This window comes from Marinobacter salinisoli (genome assembly GCF_017301335.1).
Lineage (GTDB): Bacteria > Pseudomonadota > Gammaproteobacteria > Pseudomonadales > Oleiphilaceae > Marinobacter > Marinobacter salinisoli.
The window spans coordinates 2,470,693-2,489,658 of sequence record NZ_CP071247.1 but is presented as its reverse complement, the minus strand read 5'-3'; the positions used below and the strand labels follow the sequence as shown (position 1 = coordinate 2,489,658).

Genomic DNA, 18,966 nt, shown 5'->3' with positions numbered 1-18,966 from the left:
TACTCCTGATATTTATTCGGTATTTTCCTGCATCCACTTGCCTGCGTGGGCTCCGCGGGATGCCCCAATGGCTCTGGTGCCAGACAGCGCAATCACTTTCGCCTTGCCCCAGACCGGACGCTTGGGCAATCCCGCATACACCCGTTTTCTGGCCATAATGCAGTAGTAAGCACCAAGGGGCAGGATTCTATTGCCAGCCAGCCTCGAATCCAACCGGCTTTCGACATCTCGCCCACTCCTCTGGAGCGGCAAACGAAAAAACCGCGTGGCAGATACTTCAATATTGAAACCCAGAAGGTGTAACCAGTCCTCCATGCGCCCGCGAAACAGGAACCGCCCACCCCAGGGCCCTTCGCGGAAACGGGAGACTGCCCGGCGCAGCCCCCAGAGGCTCAACGGATTCAAACCGATGAGCGCGATCGTCCCCTCACCCCGCAGGACACGGGCAGCTTCCCGAATCACCTCGTGCGGAGACTTGCTGAAATCCGCACTGTGATGAAGCACGACCAGATCCATGGAATCTGAGGGAAACGGCAATTCATGGGAATCGCACACGACTACCCCGTCGGAGATCTCGCCCGACCAAAAGGGGGTGGTCATGATTCTTTGCGTGAAATCCGTGCCGGTGGCCAACGGTAATCGATGACTGATACCGACCTGCAATTGGCGAGCGCCGGTCAGGCGAGCCAGATCGCTGTCCAGCATTCGCCGCTGATCCGCCAGTAAAGCCCTGCCCAGCGGCGTCTGAAACCACCGCTCGAAACTTTCGTGGCGAGCCGCGTAATCAATCGTTTCTGGCTTTTTCACAAGGTCACCCCGCTTCTGGCCCGGTTTTGGACCGCCCCGGTAATGATCTATCATATCAGTCACACTCAGATTTCACAGGTGAGACTTGTATGTTGACCGTGCATCCCATCCGCGCGTTCAGTGATAACTATATCTGGTGCCTTTCGGACACCGAGACAGGTCGGGCTCTGGTGGTTGATCCCGGGCAGGCCAGGCCGGTGCTTGAGCACCTGAACGAACACCACCTGCGCCTGGATACTATCCTGGTCACCCACCACCACCCCGATCATGTCGGCGGTGTGCCGGAGTTACACACGCATGCGCCGGACTGCCGCATTATCGGGCCGGCAAACTCACCGTTCAAAGGTATTTCCGAGCCCGTGCAACCCGGCGCAAAAGCGACCTGGTACGAGCTGGCGTTTTCGGTGCTGGGTGTTCCTGGACACACGCTTGATCACATCGCGTACTTTTGCGAAACAGCGGTGAACGGCCGCCCAATTCTGTTCTGCGGAGACACGCTGTTTGTCTGCGGTTGCGGCCGACTGTTTGAAGGCTCACCCGGACAGATGCGCCACTCACTGGAGGCAATCCGCTCCCTGCCCGAAAGTACGGCCGTTTACTGTGCCCACGAATACACCCTGGCCAATCTCCGTTTCGCCCGCAGCTGGCTGCCAGAGGACGCCAACCTGAAAGCGTTCGAGGACCACTGCAAGAAACTGCGTGAAAAAGACGAGCCCACGGTACCCTCAAACCTGGCCCAGGAAAGGCAACTTAACCCATTCCTGCGCTGGGACGATCCGTCCGTGGAGCGAGCCGCGTTAGCCTATTGCGAGCAGCACAATCTGCCATCGGATAGTGCCGATGCGATATTTGCGGCCATAAGACACGGCAAGGACAACTTTTGAGTCGTTAACAAATCCTCTCAGGGTCGTAACGAGAGGCTTCTTGACGCTCAGAAGAGGGCTTTCATAGAATCGTTCCACCTTTTTATTGTAACCCATTAAATCTGCCGGATTTTCAATCACATGATCCGGCCCCAACCGTGAGCCGGAACTTTTCTATGTCGGTCAAACGATTGTCTCTGCTATTTTTTACCGGTGCACTGGCCAGTGGATGCAGTGTGTTCGAGACGTCCAGAGAGACGGCAAAACTCAGTGAGGAGGCGCTGCTCGATTCCAACCAGGTCACCGTGGCGGCGGGCGACGAAGGACTCAAACGATCCGTGGCTTCGGGCGGTGGCGCGCCGGATGGAACCCTCGACGATGCCATTGCGCCTTCACTGCGTGCCGCAGCCCAGGATGCCCGTGAAAAGCTGGACAATCCCGAGCAGCAGGCCAGCGCCGAAACCCAGGACCTCTGGCAACGCCTGCGAGAAGGGTTTGAGCTTGACCACGACATCGACAACAAGCGCATCCGGGATCAGCTTGACTGGTATGCCAAGCACCCGACTTACATCAAGCGGGTAGCCGACCGGGGTAGTCGATACCTGCACTACATCCTGAACGAAACCGAAAAGCGCAACTTGCCCAACGAATTCGCACTGTTGCCGATTGTAGAAAGCGCATTTGATCCATTTGCGTATTCCCACGGCAGAGCTGCCGGCCTCTGGCAGTTCATACCCTCCACGGGAAAATACTTCGGCCTGACCCAGAGCTGGTGGCACGATGATCGTCGCGACCTGATTGAGGCCACCGATGCCGCTCTCACCTACCTCGACCGGCTGGCCAAGCGCTTTGACGGTGATTACACCCTGGCACTCGCCGCCTATAACAGTGGTGGTGGCACCGTATCCAGCGCCATGCGCAAGAATCGCAAGCGCAATCATCCACAGGATTACTGGTCACTGGATCTGCCACAGGAAACCCGACATTACGTACCCAAGCTGATCGCCCTGGCCCGAATCTTCGACAAGCCGGAAGCCTACGGAATTGAACTTCCTGCGCTGAAGGATGAGCCCTACTTCGAGGTTGTCGATACCGGCTCCCAGCTGGACCTTGCCCAGGCAGCCCAGCTTGCACAGGTCGACGTGGACGAAATCTATCTGCTGAACCCGAGCTACAACCGCTGGGCAACCAACCCCGATGGCCCCCACCGTCTATTGGTTCCGATCGAAAATGCCGATACATTCCGCTCCGCACTGGCGAACCTGCCGGTGGAGCAGCGCGTCTCCTGGCGCAATTACAAAGTGGCTTCCGGGGACAGCCTGATCTCCATTGCACGCAAGTTCAACACGACCCCTTCAGTGATCCAGCAGGTCAACAAACTGGATACTGACCTGATCCGGATTAACCAGCGCCTGCTGATTCCGTCCGCTCTGAAAGGATCAGACACCTACGCGCTGAGCGCCTCCGAGCGCCTGGAGCGCAAGCAGGACCGTAAGCGGAAGGGCAACAAGGTCCGTTATACCGTGCGCCGTGGTGACACTTTCTGGGACATCGCAAGAGAGCATCGGGTATCCGTACGCCAGGTCGCAGCCTGGAACGGTATGGCGCCTGGCGATCCCCTGTTGCCAGGCAAGGAACTGGTGATCTGGTCCAAGGTATCCAAGCCAACTCAGGTGGCGTCGTCCAGTGCCCGTGGCAGCTCCATGGTTCGCAAGGTGGGTTACCGGGTTCGAGAGGGTGATTCCCTGTGGACGATTGCCAGCCGTTTCTCCGTGAATGTGCGCGACATCGCAAGCTGGAACGACCTGAACACCTCACGATATCTCCAACCTGGCCAAAGTCTGGTACTCTACGTTGATATCCGGAACAGTCCCTGACCCGGAAAGGTCAGGACATTCTGGGAACACATAAGAATCAGATGGGTCAGAATGACCCGGAGCGCGCCGTCGATCGAAGCTTAACGAGAGCCGGCGCCTCTTAACTGACACTCCGGAACGCGCGAGACCTATGACCAGCAAACGGACAGCTTCATACCTGACGACGCTTCTAGCTTCTCTTTCCCTGATGGCCGGTACAACCACCGGATTCGCTGAAGAACCACAGGCGCCCTCGGCTGAACCCAGGCACGGCATGGCCATGCACGGGGAAACCAAATATCCTGACGGGTTCGCGCACTTTGACTACGTCAATCCGGACGCCCCCAAAGGCGGCTCGGTCAAAATGGCGGTTGTTGCCAACGGCTACGACTCCTTCAACCCGTTCGATATTCGGGGCATTGCCGCGGCCGGCATCAATACCTACCTGTACGACACCCTGCTGGAATCCTCTGACGACGAGCCGTTTTCCGCCTACGGCCTGATCGCGGAATCCATCGAAACCCCCGAAGATCGCAGCTACGTGATCTTCAACCTTCGGGAACAGGCGCGCTTTCACGATGGTCAGCCCATCACGGCCGAGGATGTGAAGTTCTCCTTCGAAATTCTGACCACCAAGGGTCACCCCTTTTTCCGCAATTACTACGCCGATGTCTCAAAGGTAACGGTGGAAAGCCCGCGGCGCGTTCGTTTCGATTTTGGCGACACATCCAATCGCGAACTGCCATTAATCCTGGGTCAGATGCCGATTCTTCCGGCCCATTACTGGGCCGATCGTGAGTTTGGCAAAAACGGACTGAACCCGCCCCTGGGTAGCGGCCCCTACCGCATCGGCAAATTCGAGGCGGGTCGTTCCATCGCCTATGAACGTGTGGAAGATTACTGGGGCAAGGACCTGGGCGTGCGAAAGGGTCGATTCAATTTCGACAAAATCCAGTACGACTATTACAACGATGACACGGTCGCTCTGGAAGGCTTCAAAGCAGGGAGTTTCGACTACCGAATCGAGACGTCGGCAAAAAACTGGGCGACAGCCTACAGCGGCCCCAGGTTCACGGAAGGAAAAATTATTGCCGAAGCCATCGAACACCATCGCCCAACAGGCATGCAGGGCTTCATCTTCAATACCCGACGGGGCGTGTTCAAGGACGCGCGGGTCCGTGAAGCGCTGGCCTACGGTTTCGACTTCGAATGGGCCAACAAGAACCTGTTTTATGGCCAGTACACCCGAACCGACAGCTACTTCGAAAACAGCGATCTTGCCTCAAGCGCCCTGCCCGAGGGGCGAGAACTCGAAATTCTGGAAGCGTACCGTGACCAGCTCAGCGAAGACGTTTTCACAGAAACCTACCAGCCACCAGAAGCCGGCGGACAACAGGGTCTGAGGAAAAACCTTCGCACAGCCATGGAGCTATTGAAGGCTGCGGGGTACGAAATCCAGGACCGGAAGATGACCCATGTCGAATCCGGCAAACCACTGGCCTTCGAAATCCTTCTGTTCCAGAAGAGCTTTGAGCGTGTTGTGCTGCCCTTCAAGAACACCCTCGCCAAGCTGGGCGTTGATGTCTCTGTTCGCCTGGTGGACAGCAACCAATACATTCAGCGGGTTCGAGAATTCGATTTCGACATGATCACCCAAGTGCTGCCCCAATCCGACTCGCCCGGCAACGAGCAGCGTGAGTACTGGCACTCCGCCAACGTGAACGCCAACGGATCAAGAAACTACATGGGGATTGCGGACCCGGTGGTCGACAGCCTGGTCCAGCAGGTGATTCAGGCGCCCGACCGGGAGGAACTGGTTCAGCGGGTTCGCGCACTTGACCGGGTTTTGCTTCATGGCCACTACGTGATCCCGCACTGGCACCTGGCCCAGGATCGGGTCGCCTACTGGAGCCATCTGCAACGGCCGGAAATCACGCCCAAAAATGGGTCGGACCTGAACAACTGGTGGGTAAAACCTGAGTAAGACACTCTTACCCAAGCTGTAACGTAAGGAACGCACCACCAGATGGGCATATACATACTCCGACGGCTTGCATTGATCATCCCGACTCTGATCGGGATTATGCTGCTGAATTTCGTCATCGTTCAGGCCGCCCCCGGGGGACCGGTTGAGCAGTTGATTGCGGAAATGGAGGGTCACGGCGGCAGCGCCCTTGCACGGGCATCGGGCGGTGATGCCGGCGGTGAAGTCGCCAGCGGTTCCGGCGACAGCCGTGGAGCCCGCGGCATTCCAGATGAACTGCTGAAAGAAATCGAAACCATGTACGGTTTCGATAAGCCCCCCCACGAACGCTTTTTCAAAATGCTTGGGGACTACGCCACCTTTAACTTCGGCGACTCGTTCTTTCGCGAAAAAAGCGTTCTGGACCTGATTCTGGACAAGATGCCGGTATCCATCTCACTGGGTCTCTGGTCCACCCTGATTATCTACCTGATCTCCATTCCTCTGGGCATTCGCAAGGCCGTTACCGACGGTTCGCGATTTGATGTCTGGACCAGCTCCGCCATCGTAGTCGGCTACGCCATTCCCGGTTTTCTCTTTGCGATACTGCTGATTGTCCTGTTCGCCGGTGGCAGCTACTTTGACTGGTTCCCGCTCCGCGGCCTGACCTCGTCCAACTTTGACGAGCTCGCCTGGTACGAGAAGGTGGCCGACTATTTCTGGCACCTGGCCCTCCCGGTAACGGCAAACGTCATCGGTGGCTTTGCCACCCTGACATTACTGACCAAAAACTCCTTCCTTGACGAGATCAGCAAGCAGTATGTGGTTACGGCCAAGGCCAAGGGGCTTGATAACAAACAGGTGCTGTACGGTCACGTATTCCGCAATGCCATGCTGATCGTCATTGCCAGCCTGCCCGGCGTATTGGTTGCCCTGTTCTTCACCGGTTCACTGCTGATCGAAGTCATCTTCTCACTTGATGGTCTTGGCCTGCTGGGCTTTGAGGCTGCGCTCAACCGGGATTACCCGGTCATCTTCGGTACGCTCTACATCTATACTCTGATGGGGCTGGTCCTGAAACTGGTGAGCGACATCACTTACGTGCTGGTCGACCCCCGAATCGACTTTGAAAGCCGGGAGGGTGCGTAACCATGCCGTCACTCTCTCCGATTCAACAACGACGGCTGCGGAATTTCCGGGCCAACCGACGCGGTTACTGGTCGCTCTGGGTGTTCCTCGCCCTCTTTGGTCTCTCGCTCTGTGCCGAACTGATTGCCAATGATTCACCGCTGATTGTGTCATACAACGGGAACCTGTATTTCCCCGTCGTCGAGGCGGTACCAGAGGAAACGTTCGGCGGATTTCTGCCCACGGAGGCGGACTATCGTGACCCCTTCATTGCCGAAGAGATTGAAGCCAACGGCTGGATTGTCTGGCCACCAATCCGCTTCAGTTATGACACCATCAATTACGACCTGGAAGTACCCTCGCCGGCAACACCCAGTGCAGAAAACTGGCTCGGCACTGACGACCAGAGCCGGGATGTCGCAGCACGGGTTATCTACGGCTTCCGGATTTCGGTGCTGTTTGGTCTGACCCTGACTTTCGCGAGCACCATTGTCGGTGTCGCGGTCGGTGCCATTCAGGGCTACTACGGCGGAAAAATCGATCTGCTCGGACAACGCTTTATTGAAATCTGGTCCGGCTTGCCCGTGCTCTATCTTCTGATCATTCTGTCCAGCATTGTCCAGCCGAACTTCTGGTGGCTGCTGGGAATCATGCTGCTGTTCAGCTGGATGGGGCTGGTGGATGTGGTCCGTGCCGAATTCCTTCGCGCCAGAAACTTTGAATACGTGAAGGCCGCTCGGGCATTGGGGCTCGACAACCGAAAAATCATGTTCCGGCACATTCTCCCGAATGCCATGGTTGCCACTCTGACGTTTCTGCCGTTTATCCTCACCGGCGCCATCACCGGGCTGACATCGCTCGACTTCCTTGGCTTTGGTTTGCCCTCGGGGTCGCCATCACTCGGCGAGCTGATCGCTCAGGGCAAGGCCAATCTGCATGCCCCGTGGTTGGGCATATCTGCTTTCGTTTCGTTGTCGGTGATGCTGACCCTATTGGTGTTTGTTGGCGAAGCCGTCCGGGATGCCTTTGATCCGAGAAAGAGCTGACATGAGCCATTTGCTGGAAATCTCTAACCTCTCCATCTGTTTCGACGAGGGCCCCCGGGTGGTCGACGCGCTGTCGCTGTCGATCGATGAGGGCGAGACCGTCGCATTGGTGGGCGAAAGCGGCTCAGGCAAATCCATCTCGGCGCTGTCAGTGCTGCGGCTGCTGGACGAGCGGCACGCAAGCTACCCCACCGGAGCCATACACTATCGTGGCGAAGACATGCTCAAAGCCTCGGACAAACGGCTCCGGCAAATCCGCGGCCGGCAGATCAGCATGATCTTTCAGGAACCAATGACCTCTCTGAATCCGCTGCACACGGTGGAACGGCAAATTGGCGAGATCCTGGAACTGCACAAGGGGCTGCGCAACTCCCAGGCCAGAAAACGTACGATCGAGTTGCTCGACCTGGTGGGCATCCACAACCCCGAAAGCCGACTCAAAAGCTACCCTCACCAGCTCTCTGGGGGCCAGAAGCAGCGGGTGATGATTGCGATGGCCCTGGCCAATGAACCGGAGCTACTGATCGCGGATGAGCCCACAACGGCCCTGGATGTGACCGTCCAGCAGCAGGTGCTGGAACTTCTGCAAGACCTGCAGAAAAAACTCGGCATGGCGATCCTGCTGATCACGCACGATCTGACCATCGTGCACCGGTACGCTGACCGGGTGGCCGTCATGGAACGGGGCAAGCTCGTCGAGCGGGCCACCTCAGAGGCGTTATTCGCCAGCCCGCAACACCCCTACACCCAGATGCTCCTGAACGCCGAACCGCCCTCTGCACCGCCGCCGAAGAACACCACGGGCAATTCGCTTCTGGAGGTCCGGCAACTGGACGTTAGATTCCCCACCAGGAAATCGTTGCTGGGCAAGGTCAAGGCTTATTTTCATGCCGTTCAAGATGCAAATTTCAGCCTGGAACGGGGCGAGACCCTGGGCATCGTCGGCGAGAGTGGCAGTGGCAAAACCACCATCGGGCATGCCTTGCTCAAACTGATCAACAGTACGGGCGGAATCGATCTCGATGGGCACCAGTTGGGGCCATTAACCCAGCGGGAATTCCGCCCCTGGCGGAAGCGCATTCAAATTGTGTTTCAGGATCCGTTTGGCAGCCTCAGCCCCCGCATGTCGATTGCCGAGATTGTCGGTGAAGGCCTGGAAATCCATGATCCGGATAACCGGGCGGACCACGAAGCGCGCGTCATTCAAGCCCTGAAAGATGTGGGGCTGGACCCGGATGCCAGGCACCGCTACCCGCACGAATTTTCCGGCGGGCAGCGCCAGCGTATCGCCATTGCTCGGGCACTGGCCCTTCAACCGGACCTGATCATTCTGGACGAACCCACCTCTGCGCTGGACCGAACCGTGCAAAAACAGGTGGTTGAACTGCTCAGGGATATTCAGGACCGCTATGGTCTAAGCTATATCTTCATCAGTCACGATTTGGCCGTGGTTCGGGCACTCAGCCATAAATTGCTGGTGCTTCGGCATGGCAAAATTGTCGAATACGGAGACGCCAGCGACATTTTCCAGTCGCCCAAGCAGGATTATACCTGCGAGCTGCTCAACGCAGCATTCTTCTACCAGAAGTCCTCTACGACCAATTGAGTGTTACCCCGCCCTCCAAGCTTCGGGGATAATGCGGAAAATTCAGTCATGCATGGAGATTCACCCATGGGAATACTCAGTGGCAAACGAGCCCTGATCGTTGGCGTTGCCAGCAAGCTTTCCATTGCCTACGGCATTGCCGAGGCCTTTGCCCGTGAGGGCGCAGAACTGGCCTTCACCTACCAGAATGACAAGCTCAAGCCCCGGGTAGAAAAGTTTGCCGAACAATGGGGTAGTCAGCTCACGTTCCCCTGCGATGTCGCCTCCGATGAGGAGATTCAGCAAGTATTCACTGAGCTGGGCAAGCACTGGGACAACATAGATATCATTGTTCACGCCGTTGGTTTCGCTCCGGCGCATGAACTGGATGGTAACTACGTCGACGTGACCACCCGGGATGGTTTCCGCATTGCCCATGACATCAGCTCCTACAGCTTTGTCGCTCTGGCCAAGGCGGCGCGCCCAATGATGCACGAAGGCAGTGCGCTGCTCACCCTGAGCTATCTGGGTGCAGAGCGTGTGCTGCAGAACTACAACGTGATGGGCCTTGCCAAGGCGTCTCTGGAAGCCAATGTTCGCTACATGGCGGCCAGCCTGGGTAAAGACGGTATCCGGGTGAACGGAATTTCAGCCGGCCCGATCAAAACCCTGGCAGCCTCCGGCATTAAAAGTTTCCGGAAGATGCTGGCAGAAAACGCCAAACGAGCGCCTCTTCGGCGCAATGTCACGACAGAGGAAGTCGGTAATGCGGCGGCCTTCCTGTCCTCCGATATGGCCAGCGGTATCACCGGCGAAATCATGTACGTGGATGCCGGTTTCAACATCACCGGCATGGGTGAACTTGAGGAGTCATAGCACACGGTTGATGTGCAAAGACAAAAAGCCGGCCCCAGGCCGGCTTTTTCGTGCCCGAGACTATCCTTGCGTCAACCAGGCGCCAGCGCCTCGGCGATCGCCTCCACCCATTCCACGCAATCGGTGTGGTCAGATTCGAGGCTCTTCGCGCCCACCAGAAAACCCGACGGATTGGACCGACACCAGACCACCTCAAGCATCCGGTGGAACGATCATGCATTTGCTCTCGTCACCACCGCCGCCGCAATGATTGCACCGACGGTGACTGCCTTCCGGGAAATCAGACAAAACCCACTGGCCGACATATCCCGGATGCGGCAAACCAGTCCGGATACCATCAATTCAAAACCCGGCTGGTGCCACCCTGGGCCCTCTCGGCTCCAGCTCCGCGTTGCCAAATTCGTAGTAGAGATCGCTCATGATTCATTTCTAGTCTTGAGCCCGGAGGCCGAGTGGCCCTGGCGATTCATTCTGAAAACTTTCGGTGACGGCATCCGGGGCGAGCTTGCCGGGGGGGATACGGAAGGTCAGGCACACCCACCGCGTCAATCTGACGGGCCACTGAAGAGCACACCCTGAAACCCGGTGTTTTTTTGTTTGTTTTCCGCCATCCGGCCCTCTGCTCAACAAGCGTTGAAAAGCCCCATCAAATAACGCAGTATAACCATCTCTTCGGCCGGTACCACAGGCATAGGCCGCAGACAATTGTGTCAATCTGCAACCCTGTTAACCGTCGCGGATACGCCGGGTCGCAACGATCAGAATCGGGGATAACAAACAAGATGTCAGGCAAGAAACTGGAAAACCTGAACGTGGCCAGCCAGGAACCGCTGATTACTCCAGAAGCATTGAAGCAGGAGCTGCCGCTTTCCGATAAGGCCGCAGAAACCGTCGCTAACGGCCGCCAGGCCATTTACGACATTATGGATGGCAAAGATCACCGCCTGTTCCTGGTGGTTGGACCCTGCTCTATCCACGACGTTGAAGCCGCGATGGATTATGCCCGGCGCCTGAAAAAACTGGCCGACGAAGTCAGCGACACCCTTTTGATCGTTATGCGGGTCTACTTCGAAAAACCGCGCACCACCGTTGGCTGGAAGGGTCTGATCAACGATCCCCACCTGAACGACACCTTTGATATTGAACAGGGCCTGCACATTGGCCGCCGCCTGCTGCTCGACATCAACGAGCTGGGTCTGCCGGTGGCCACCGAAGCGCTGGATCCAATTTCACCGCAATACCTGCAGGATACAGTGGCCTGGTCAGCCATCGGCGCCCGTACCACCGAATCCCAGACGCACCGGGAAATGAGCAGCGGCCTGTCCATGGCGATAGGCTTCAAAAACGGCACGGACGGCAGCCTGGACGTCGCGGTTAATGCCATGAAATCCGTGTCTCACCCGCACAGTTTCCTGGGCATTGACCAGCAAGGTAAAGCCTCCATCGTGCGCACCAAGGGCAACAACTACGGCCACGTTGTACTGCGTGGCGGCGGTGGCAAGCCTAACTACGATTCGGTGAGCGTGGCCCTTTGTGAACAGGCTCTGGACAAGGCCAAGTTGCGCAAGTCCATCATGGTGGATTGCAGCCACGCCAACTCCAACAAGGACCCGGCGCTCCAGCCCCTGGTCATGCAGGACGTCAGCCATCAAATTCTGGAGGGCAACACCTCCATCCAGAGCCTGATGATCGAGAGCAACATCAACTGGGGCAGCCAGTCTATCCCGGATAACCTGGCTGATCTGCAGTACGGGGTTTCGGTTACCGACGCCTGCATTGACTGGCCAACCACCGAAAAAGCCGTTCACGACATGCGAGAAAAACTCAAGGATACCCTGCCGAAGCGCCGTATCGGCTGAATCAGGTGCGGGGCCATAATCAACAGCCCCGAAAAAAGGGAGCCATCAGGCTCCCTTTTTTACGTCCTGAAAACAACCAACAGGTTTACACGGGCTGCTCGTCAGCCAGTTCCGGTACGCCCCCGACCCAGTCGAGCTTACTGCGTAACGAAACAACCTGGCCGATAATGACCAGTGTTGGCGGATGGACCTTGTGGGCCTGCACCCGCGCCACGATATTTGCCAGAGTCCCTGTCACCACGACCTGTTCCGGTGTTGTGCCTTTGGACACCAACGCAACTGGCATGTCCGGTGACATGCCGTGCCCCATCAACTGCTTACAAATGATCGGCAAGCCGACCAACCCCATGTAAAACACCAGGGTCTGATTGGTCTGGACAAAATCCTTCCAGGGCAGATCACAGGTATTATTCTTCAGGTGGCCGGTCACGAAGCGCACTGACTGAGCATGGTCTCTGTGAGTCAACGGTATACCGGAATAGGCCGCGCAGCCGGAAGCTGCGGTAATGCCAGGGACCACCTGGAAGCGAACACCGGCTGCGGCCAGGGTTTCGATTTCTTCGCCACCACGGCCAAAAATAAAGGGGTCGCCTCCCTTCAGCCGGACCACCTTGCGACCCTCCCTCGCCAGATCAACCAACCGCTGGTTGATCTGATCCTGAGGCAACGCGTGATTGGCGCGTTGCTTGCCAACATGAACCCGTTCTGCGGTTTCCGGAATCAGCGAGAGAATCTCTGGGGACACCAGGCGATCGTAGAGCACAACCTCAGCGGAAGTAATCAGCCGCCACGCCTTTATGGTCAAAAGCTCTGGATCGCCGGGGCCGGCGCCTACGAGAGCGACCTCACCGGCGGAATCGTTCGGGTTTTCCGTTACCGGGTTGGTGCGGTAGCGGGTTGGTCCTGGCGCTACCCCAACGTTTTTCCTAGATGCAAATCCCTGCCGTTGACTCATTGGATTCGATCAATGCCTCCCATGTAGGGCTTCAAAGCGTCCGGGATGGTAATGCTGCCGTCAGCTTGCTGGTAATTCTCCATCACCGCAATCAAGGCGCGCCCCACCGCAAGGCCGGAGCCGTTCAGGGTGTGTACGGGCTCCGGCTTCCCGGTTTCCGGATTACGCCAGCGCGCATGCATGCGACGCGCCTGGAAGTCCCGGGTGTTGGAGCACGACGAAATCTCACGATACTTGTCCTGACCCGGCAGCCACACCTCCAAATCGTAGGTTTTTGCCGCGGAGAACCCCATGTCACCGCCACACAGGGTAACGACGCGATAAGGCAGGTCCAGCATCTGCAACACTTTTTCAGCGTGGCTGGTCAGAGCTTCCAGTGCCGCCTCAGAATCCTCCGGACGTACCACGTGCACGAGCTCCACCTTATCGAACTGATGCTGACGAATCATGCCGCGGGTATCGCGCCCATAGGAGCCCGCCTCACTGCGGAAACACGGGGTGTGGCAGACCATCTTCAGCGGCAACTCTTTAGCATCGAGAATGGTGTCGGCCACCAGATTGGTTGCCGGTACCTCAGCGGTGGGAATCAGGTACAGAGGGTTTTCGCCTTCCATCTTGAAAAGGTCGTCTTCAAACTTCGGCAGCTGGCCGGTGCCGTACAGAGTGTCTGCATTCACCAGATACGGAACGTAGGCTTCCATGTAGCCATGCTCACTGGTGTGCAGGTCCAGCATGAACTGGGCCAATGCCCGGTGAAGCCGGGCAATGCCACCACGCATCACGGCAAAGCGGGAGTGCGCAAGGCGGCTGGCGGTTTCGAAATCCAGCCCTTTCATCGCCTCGCCGAGGGCCACATGGTCCTTTGGCTCAAAATCAAAAGTCCTGGGACTACCCCAGGTACGAATCTCGACATTGTCGTCTTCGCTCTCGCCCTCGGGCACATCGTCGTCCGGAAGGTTAGGGATTCCAGCGAGAAAGGCGTTGAGCTCTTCCTGCAACGCTCGCAACTCGTCTTCCGCCTCAGAGCGCTGTTTCTTCAGGCTTTCAACTTCATCAAGCAGCGGTTGAATATCTTCACCGGCCGCTTTTGCCTTACCGATGGATTTGCTGCGCTTGTTCTGCTCGCTCTGAAGTGTTTCCGTGCGTACCTGAAGGGCACGGCGGCGTTCTTCGAGCTGCTCGAAGGCGGAGATGTCAAAAGTATAGTTTTTGACGGCCAGCCGACGGGCGATCTCTTCAGTCTGGGTACGGACACGTTTTGGATCGAGCATGGTTATCCTGAATCTGAACGTTTGCGTTGTGAGGGAAATGACAGGCCATTATACCTGCACTGAATCTGGTGGCTACCGTGCGCTCAGGGGTAGCGCTTTCGCGAACTTTCCTTATTCCAGCGATCAAGGCGCTGACGCTTTTCCGCCAGCTTGATTTCCAGACCCCGGGAAACGGGTTGGTAGTAGCGGCGCTCATGAATCGGCTCGGGAAGATAGGATTCCCCGGCTGCGAACGCTTCCGGTTCTTCGTGGGCGTAGCGGTAGGTATCGCCATGGCCCATGGATTTGAGCAGCTTGGTGGGCGCATTGCGCAGATGCACGGGAACGTCGTAATCGGGATCCTTACGAATATCGGCCATGCACTGATTGAAGGCGGCGTACACCGCATTACTCTTGGGTGACAAGGCCAGGTAGGTGACCGCCTGGGCCAGTGACAGTTCGCCTTCCGGGGAGCCCAGACGCTCCTGTGCGTCCCAGGCGTCCATGGCAATTCGCAGCGCCCGGGGGTCCGCATTCCCAATATCCTCACTGGCGATGCGCACTAACCGGCGAGCCACATAAATGGGGTCGCACCCTCCATCCAGCATCCGACACATCCAGTACAACGAACCATCCGGATCGGACCCGCGTACGGATTTGTGGAGCGCGGAAATCTGGTCGTAAAAGACATCCCCACCCTTATCGAACCGGCGCAAACTGGTTTGCAGAACCTGCTCGAGGTGCGATTCCGTGATGGTTTCCTGCCCCTGCTCATCCGGCTCAGCCAGGTCGGCAGCCACCTCCAGGATATTGAGTGCGCGACGGGCGTCGCCTCCCGACGCAGAAGCGATTAAATCCCTTACCGCCGGACCCACCGATAGGCGCCCGTTGAACCCCTGTTCTGCAATCAGCGCCCTGTCCAGAAGCTCCAGAACATCGGATTCTTCCAGGTTTTTGAGCACGTAAACCCGGGTTCGAGACAGCAACGCGCTGTTGAGTTCAAACGAAGGGTTTTCGGTGGTGGCACCGACGAAGATAAAAGTACCGTCTTCGATGTGCGGCAGAAAGGCATCCTGCTGGCTCTTGTTGAACCGATGCACCTCGTCAACGAACAACAGCGTATCGCGCCCCTGCCCCTGCTTGCGGTCACGCGCTCGCTCCACTGCCGCGCGAATGTCCTTGACTCCGCTGAGCACCGCCGAAATGGTTTCGAAACTGAGATCACTGAGGTTGGCCAGCAATTTCGCAAAGGTGGTTTTACCAACCCCGGGTGGGCCCCATAGAATCATCGAGTGCATCTGGCCCTGCTCCACGGCTCTGCGCAGCGGCTTGCCAGGCCCTACCAGATGCTTCTGACCAACGTACTCTTCCAGCTGGGTCGGACGCATGCGATCCGCCAGCGGACGAAACCCGGCCTGGTCTTCGAACAGGCTGTCCTGCATCAGGCGCCGTCCCGGATTACGTCGACGCCCTCCGGGTAATCGAGGGTGAACGCACTGCTGTCGATGCTCTCATTCAGTTGGATGGTGTCAAAACTCAGAATGCTGACCTGGGCCAGCGAATCCAGCATACGCATTTCCCGCAGCTCGCCGTTCACAAAAGACAGACGCAGTGACACGAACAGGGAGTCCGGGCTGCGCGGCTCCAGCATGTACTCCTGACGGCTGTCGCCAACCATTCGCTGAGAAACCTTGTAGGTCTTTTCCAGGTTGTCTACCTCGCCGCTCAACAGCAGCGCCGGCGTGGTCTGGACCCGTTCATCCAGGTTGTGGATGGTTACCTGTTCCAGGTCAGGATCGTACACCTCAACGGTTTCGCCATCACTCACTATAAACTGCGCCAGAGGCGCACTCGTTTCCCAGTAGAACAGTCCGGGGCGCTTGGCCTTCAGCTTTCCACGGGTTTCCTGCACGGCATTACCATACTCGTCCGCGACAATCTGAATGAAGTCGGCCTGATAGGTTTCATAACTCTTCAGGGTCTGGGCCAGCTCACTAGCGGCCTCACTGCTGCCAGCAGGCTCCTCCGCGCCGACAGGCGCAGTGGCAACAAACAGCATCACTAGCAGGCAAAAAAAACGGCGTGCATTCATAACAGTCGACTCCTAGTCTCGGGGAGGCGGCGGCGCCAGCACTTCTCTCGCACCGTTGTGCCCGGCAGGACTGACAACGCCCGACGCCTCCATGGCTTCCACCAGGTTCGCAGCCCGGTTGTAGCCAATTTTGAATTTTCGCTGGACGGAGGAAATGGATACCCGTCGGCTTTCGGTTACAAAGGCAACGGCTTCGTCGTAGAGGGCATCACCTTCGTTGTCTCCACCTTCCGACAGCGTCGGAACGCCCGGCAGGTGTTCGCCTTCGGCGCCGTTGAGGACCTCATCCACATAGATCGGCTCGCCCCGTGCTTTCCAGGCACTGACAACCCGGTGCACTTCGTCGTCGTCGACAAAAGCACCGTGTACCCGCACCGGCAAGCCGGTTCCCGGCGGCAGGTACAGCATGTCACCATGCCCGAGGAGCTGCTCCGCGCCGCCCTGATCCAGAACCGTCCGGGAATCAATCTTGGACGACACCTGGAACGACATACGAGTCGGGATGTTCGCCTTGATCAGGCCGGTAATCACATCAACGGATGGGCGCTGTGTCGCCAGAACCAGGTGAATACCCGCGGCCCGGGCTTTCTGCGCGATACGGGCGATCAGCTCCTCGACCTTCTTGCCAACGATCATCATCATGTCGGCGAATTCGTCGATCACCACCACGATAAACGGCAGGGTCTCAAGCTCCGGGCGATCCTGTTCGTCATTGGCGAGGAATTCGTCCGGTTTCCAGATCGGGTCCAGCAGCGGCTCCCCGGCCGCGATGGCGTCTTTAACCTTGCGGTTGTAGCCTGCGATATTCCGGACCCCCAGGCTCGCCATCAGCCGGTATCGACGCTCCATCTCTGCGACACACCAACGCAAGGCATTGGCCGCTTCCTTCATGTCCGTCACAACCGGCGCCAACAGGTGCGGAATGCCGTCGTAGATGCTGAGCTCCAGCATCTTCGGATCCACCATGATGAAACGGACTTCTTCCGGGGTCGCCTTGAGCAGCATGCTCAAAAGCATGGCGTTGACGCCGACGGACTTACCGGAACCGGTCGTACCCGCTACCAGCAGGTGCGGCATCTTGGCCAGATTGGCCACCATCGGGTTACCGCCGATATCGTTGCCCAGAGCCAGTGTTAGTGGCGACGATGAATCCTTGAACACCGGAGCACCCAACACTTCGCTCAGCCGGACGATTTCCCGTTCTTCGTTGGGAATTTCAATACCAACGACTGATTTGCCGGGAATAACTTCAACCACGCGAACACTCAGTACAGCCAGTGACCGAGCCAGATCCTTGGCCAGGTTGGAGATTTTGCTGACTTTGACGCCGGGCGCCGGCTTGATTTCAAACCGCGTGATAACAGGCCCGGGGTTGACCTCAACGACTTCTACCGACACACCGAAGTCAGACAGCTTTTCTTCAAGAAGCCGTGACATGTGTTCAAGGGATTCCTCGGAATAACCCTTTTCCTGGTGCTCCTCCGGCGGATCCAGCAGAGAAATGGGTGGCACAGGGCTTTCGATATCTTCAAGCAGGGATCCCTGCTTGTTGCCCCTGCCAGGCTGGTCCACTTTCGCCGTTTGCGGCTCTTTCTTGAACGGCTCGATTTTCAGTGAACGGCTCGGTGCCTCTGGCTCAGGCCGTGACTCGGGTTGCCTTGGTTTTCTGGCCGGTTTGGCTGGTGTGGCCGGTGCGGCCTGATCGGTAGAACTGAATCGTTCGAACTCAACCGGCTCGGGTTCCGGTTCTGGCACAAAGCCGTCGAGCCCGGGCTCTTTGCGAACCACGGACTTATCGCCGGAACTCTCCCGCTTCAGCTTCTGTTTTCGGCCGCCAATCAGGCGCTGCCACCAGTTGCCGGGTTTTTCCGAACCGGCAGAATCAGCCGTCTTACCGCGCTTGCCTGCGGGCATGACACGATCTTCAACCACCGGTGGCTCCGCCGCTTTTGCGGCCTGCTTGTCCCGTTTCTTCGCTTCGGCCTTCTGCTTCTTTTCCGCTGCCGCGGCCTTGGCGTGAGCCTGTTTCTCGGGATCGGCGGCAAACGCGGATTTAAGATATCCGAACAGTCGGATTGTCCACAGACCAATCTGATCCATCAGCCGGAACCAGGACAAACCGGTCGTTACGGTCAGGGCGAAGAGGAAAATCGCTATCAGTAGCAGCGTGGTAGCCGGCAAATTGAAAAACCGGATCATCGCCTCAGACACAGTGGTGCCCAGGACGCCGCCTGACGATACCCCCAGACCGAACACCGAATACAGTGACAACAAGCTGGAGGCCGAAAGCAGGATAAGAAGGAAGCCGCCAAATCGCATCATAACCAGTGGCCAGTGCAACTCGACGGCATCGTTCCGCCTGCGAATCAGCATGATGGCGTAACCGGCGATCATCAGCGGAAACAGAAACGCGACCTGACCGAAGAAATCAATGAACAGGCTTGCCAACCAGGCACCGGTTCGGCCGGCGTAGTTGGTCACCGAGGTGTCGTGGCCGATACTGGCCCAGCCAGGGTCCGTCGGGCTATACGTTACCAGTGCCATGGCCAAATAAATGGCCAGTGCAATCAGGGCAATAACCGCACCTTCCCGGGCACCCTGTGCCACCAGGCGCCGGAAGCGCAGTTGTTTGTCCGTCAGTTCCTGTGGAGCCTGCTTTGCTTTTACTGATTCGGCCATGCAATTC

13 protein-coding genes and 1 pseudogene are annotated in these 18,966 nt (G+C 57.7%); 8 read left to right on the top strand and 6 right to left on the bottom strand.

The window, feature by feature from the left end:
- Positions 1-12: 12 nt before the first annotated feature.
- On the bottom strand, positions 13-807 hold the full coding sequence (locus LPB19_RS11245) for a class I SAM-dependent methyltransferase (protein ID WP_206642994.1): 795 nt from the start codon (positions 805-807) through the stop codon (positions 13-15).
- A gap of 89 nt (positions 808-896) precedes the next feature.
- Here LPB19_RS11245 and gloB point away from each other — a divergent pair, with 89 nt between their 5' ends.
- The 8 genes from gloB to LPB19_RS11205 all read left to right on the top strand — a co-directional run bounded on the left by gloB (position 897) and on the right by LPB19_RS11205 (position 11,983).
- Positions 897-1,691, top strand: a complete 795-nt coding sequence (gene gloB / locus LPB19_RS11240; RefSeq protein ID WP_206642993.1) for a hydroxyacylglutathione hydrolase — start codon at positions 897-899, stop codon at positions 1,689-1,691.
- Between the two features lie 155 nt (positions 1,692-1,846).
- Positions 1,847-3,547, top strand: coding sequence for a LysM peptidoglycan-binding domain-containing protein (locus LPB19_RS11235; RefSeq protein ID WP_206642992.1), 1,701 nt, complete (start codon positions 1,847-1,849; stop codon positions 3,545-3,547).
- A gap of 130 nt (positions 3,548-3,677) precedes the next feature.
- On the top strand, positions 3,678-5,510 hold the full coding sequence (locus tag LPB19_RS11230; RefSeq protein ID WP_206642991.1) for an extracellular solute-binding protein: 1,833 nt from the start codon (positions 3,678-3,680) through the stop codon (positions 5,508-5,510).
- Positions 5,511-5,552: 42 nt separating this feature from the next.
- Positions 5,553-6,638: a microcin C ABC transporter permease YejB gene (locus LPB19_RS11225; RefSeq protein ID WP_206642990.1), complete on the top strand. Its 1,086-nt coding sequence runs from the start codon at positions 5,553-5,555 to the stop codon at positions 6,636-6,638.
- A 2-nt stretch (positions 6,639-6,640) separates the two neighbouring features.
- The gene (locus LPB19_RS11220) at positions 6,641-7,663 is read left to right on the top strand and encodes an ABC transporter permease (RefSeq protein WP_206642989.1); all 1,023 of its coding nucleotides are present in this window, start codon (positions 6,641-6,643) and stop codon (positions 7,661-7,663) included.
- A gap of 1 nt (position 7,664) precedes the next feature.
- Complete coding sequence (locus tag LPB19_RS11215) at positions 7,665-9,269, top strand: ABC transporter ATP-binding protein (protein ID WP_206642988.1); 1,605 nt, start codon at positions 7,665-7,667, stop codon at positions 9,267-9,269.
- Positions 9,270-9,335: 66 nt separating this feature from the next.
- The gene (locus LPB19_RS11210; protein WP_206642987.1) at positions 9,336-10,124 is read left to right on the top strand and encodes an enoyl-ACP reductase FabI; all 789 of its coding nucleotides are present in this window, start codon (positions 9,336-9,338) and stop codon (positions 10,122-10,124) included.
- A 782-nt stretch (positions 10,125-10,906) separates the two neighbouring features.
- Entirely contained in the window at positions 10,907-11,983 is a 1,077-nt protein-coding gene (locus LPB19_RS11205) for a 3-deoxy-7-phosphoheptulonate synthase (protein ID WP_206642986.1), read from the top strand.
- 85 nt (positions 11,984-12,068) lie between these two features.
- Here the strand turns inward: LPB19_RS11205 and cobA are convergent.
- From cobA to LPB19_RS11180, 5 genes and pseudogenes are all read right to left on the bottom strand, one after another.
- A pseudogene (cobA, locus tag LPB19_RS11200) lies at positions 12,069-12,917 on the bottom strand (uroporphyrinogen-III C-methyltransferase); the annotation flags it as partial.
- Between the two features lie 17 nt (positions 12,918-12,934).
- The gene (gene serS, locus LPB19_RS11195; protein WP_206642984.1) at positions 12,935-14,209 is read right to left on the bottom strand and encodes a serine--tRNA ligase; all 1,275 of its coding nucleotides are present in this window, start codon (positions 14,207-14,209) and stop codon (positions 12,935-12,937) included.
- Between the two features lie 83 nt (positions 14,210-14,292).
- Positions 14,293-15,630, bottom strand: coding sequence for a replication-associated recombination protein A (locus LPB19_RS11190; protein ID WP_206642983.1), 1,338 nt, complete (start codon positions 15,628-15,630; stop codon positions 14,293-14,295).
- Positions 15,630-16,280 carry an outer membrane lipoprotein chaperone LolA gene (gene lolA, locus LPB19_RS11185; protein WP_407943928.1) on the bottom strand — a complete coding sequence of 217 codons (651 nt, stop codon included), beginning with the start codon at positions 16,278-16,280 and terminating at the stop codon, positions 15,630-15,632. The genes LPB19_RS11190 and lolA overlap by 1 nt, the downstream gene beginning before the upstream one ends.
- Positions 16,281-16,292: 12 nt before the next feature.
- The gene (locus LPB19_RS11180; protein ID WP_206642982.1) at positions 16,293-18,959 is read right to left on the bottom strand and encodes a DNA translocase FtsK; all 2,667 of its coding nucleotides are present in this window, start codon (positions 18,957-18,959) and stop codon (positions 16,293-16,295) included.
- Positions 18,960-18,966: the final 7 nt, after the last annotated feature.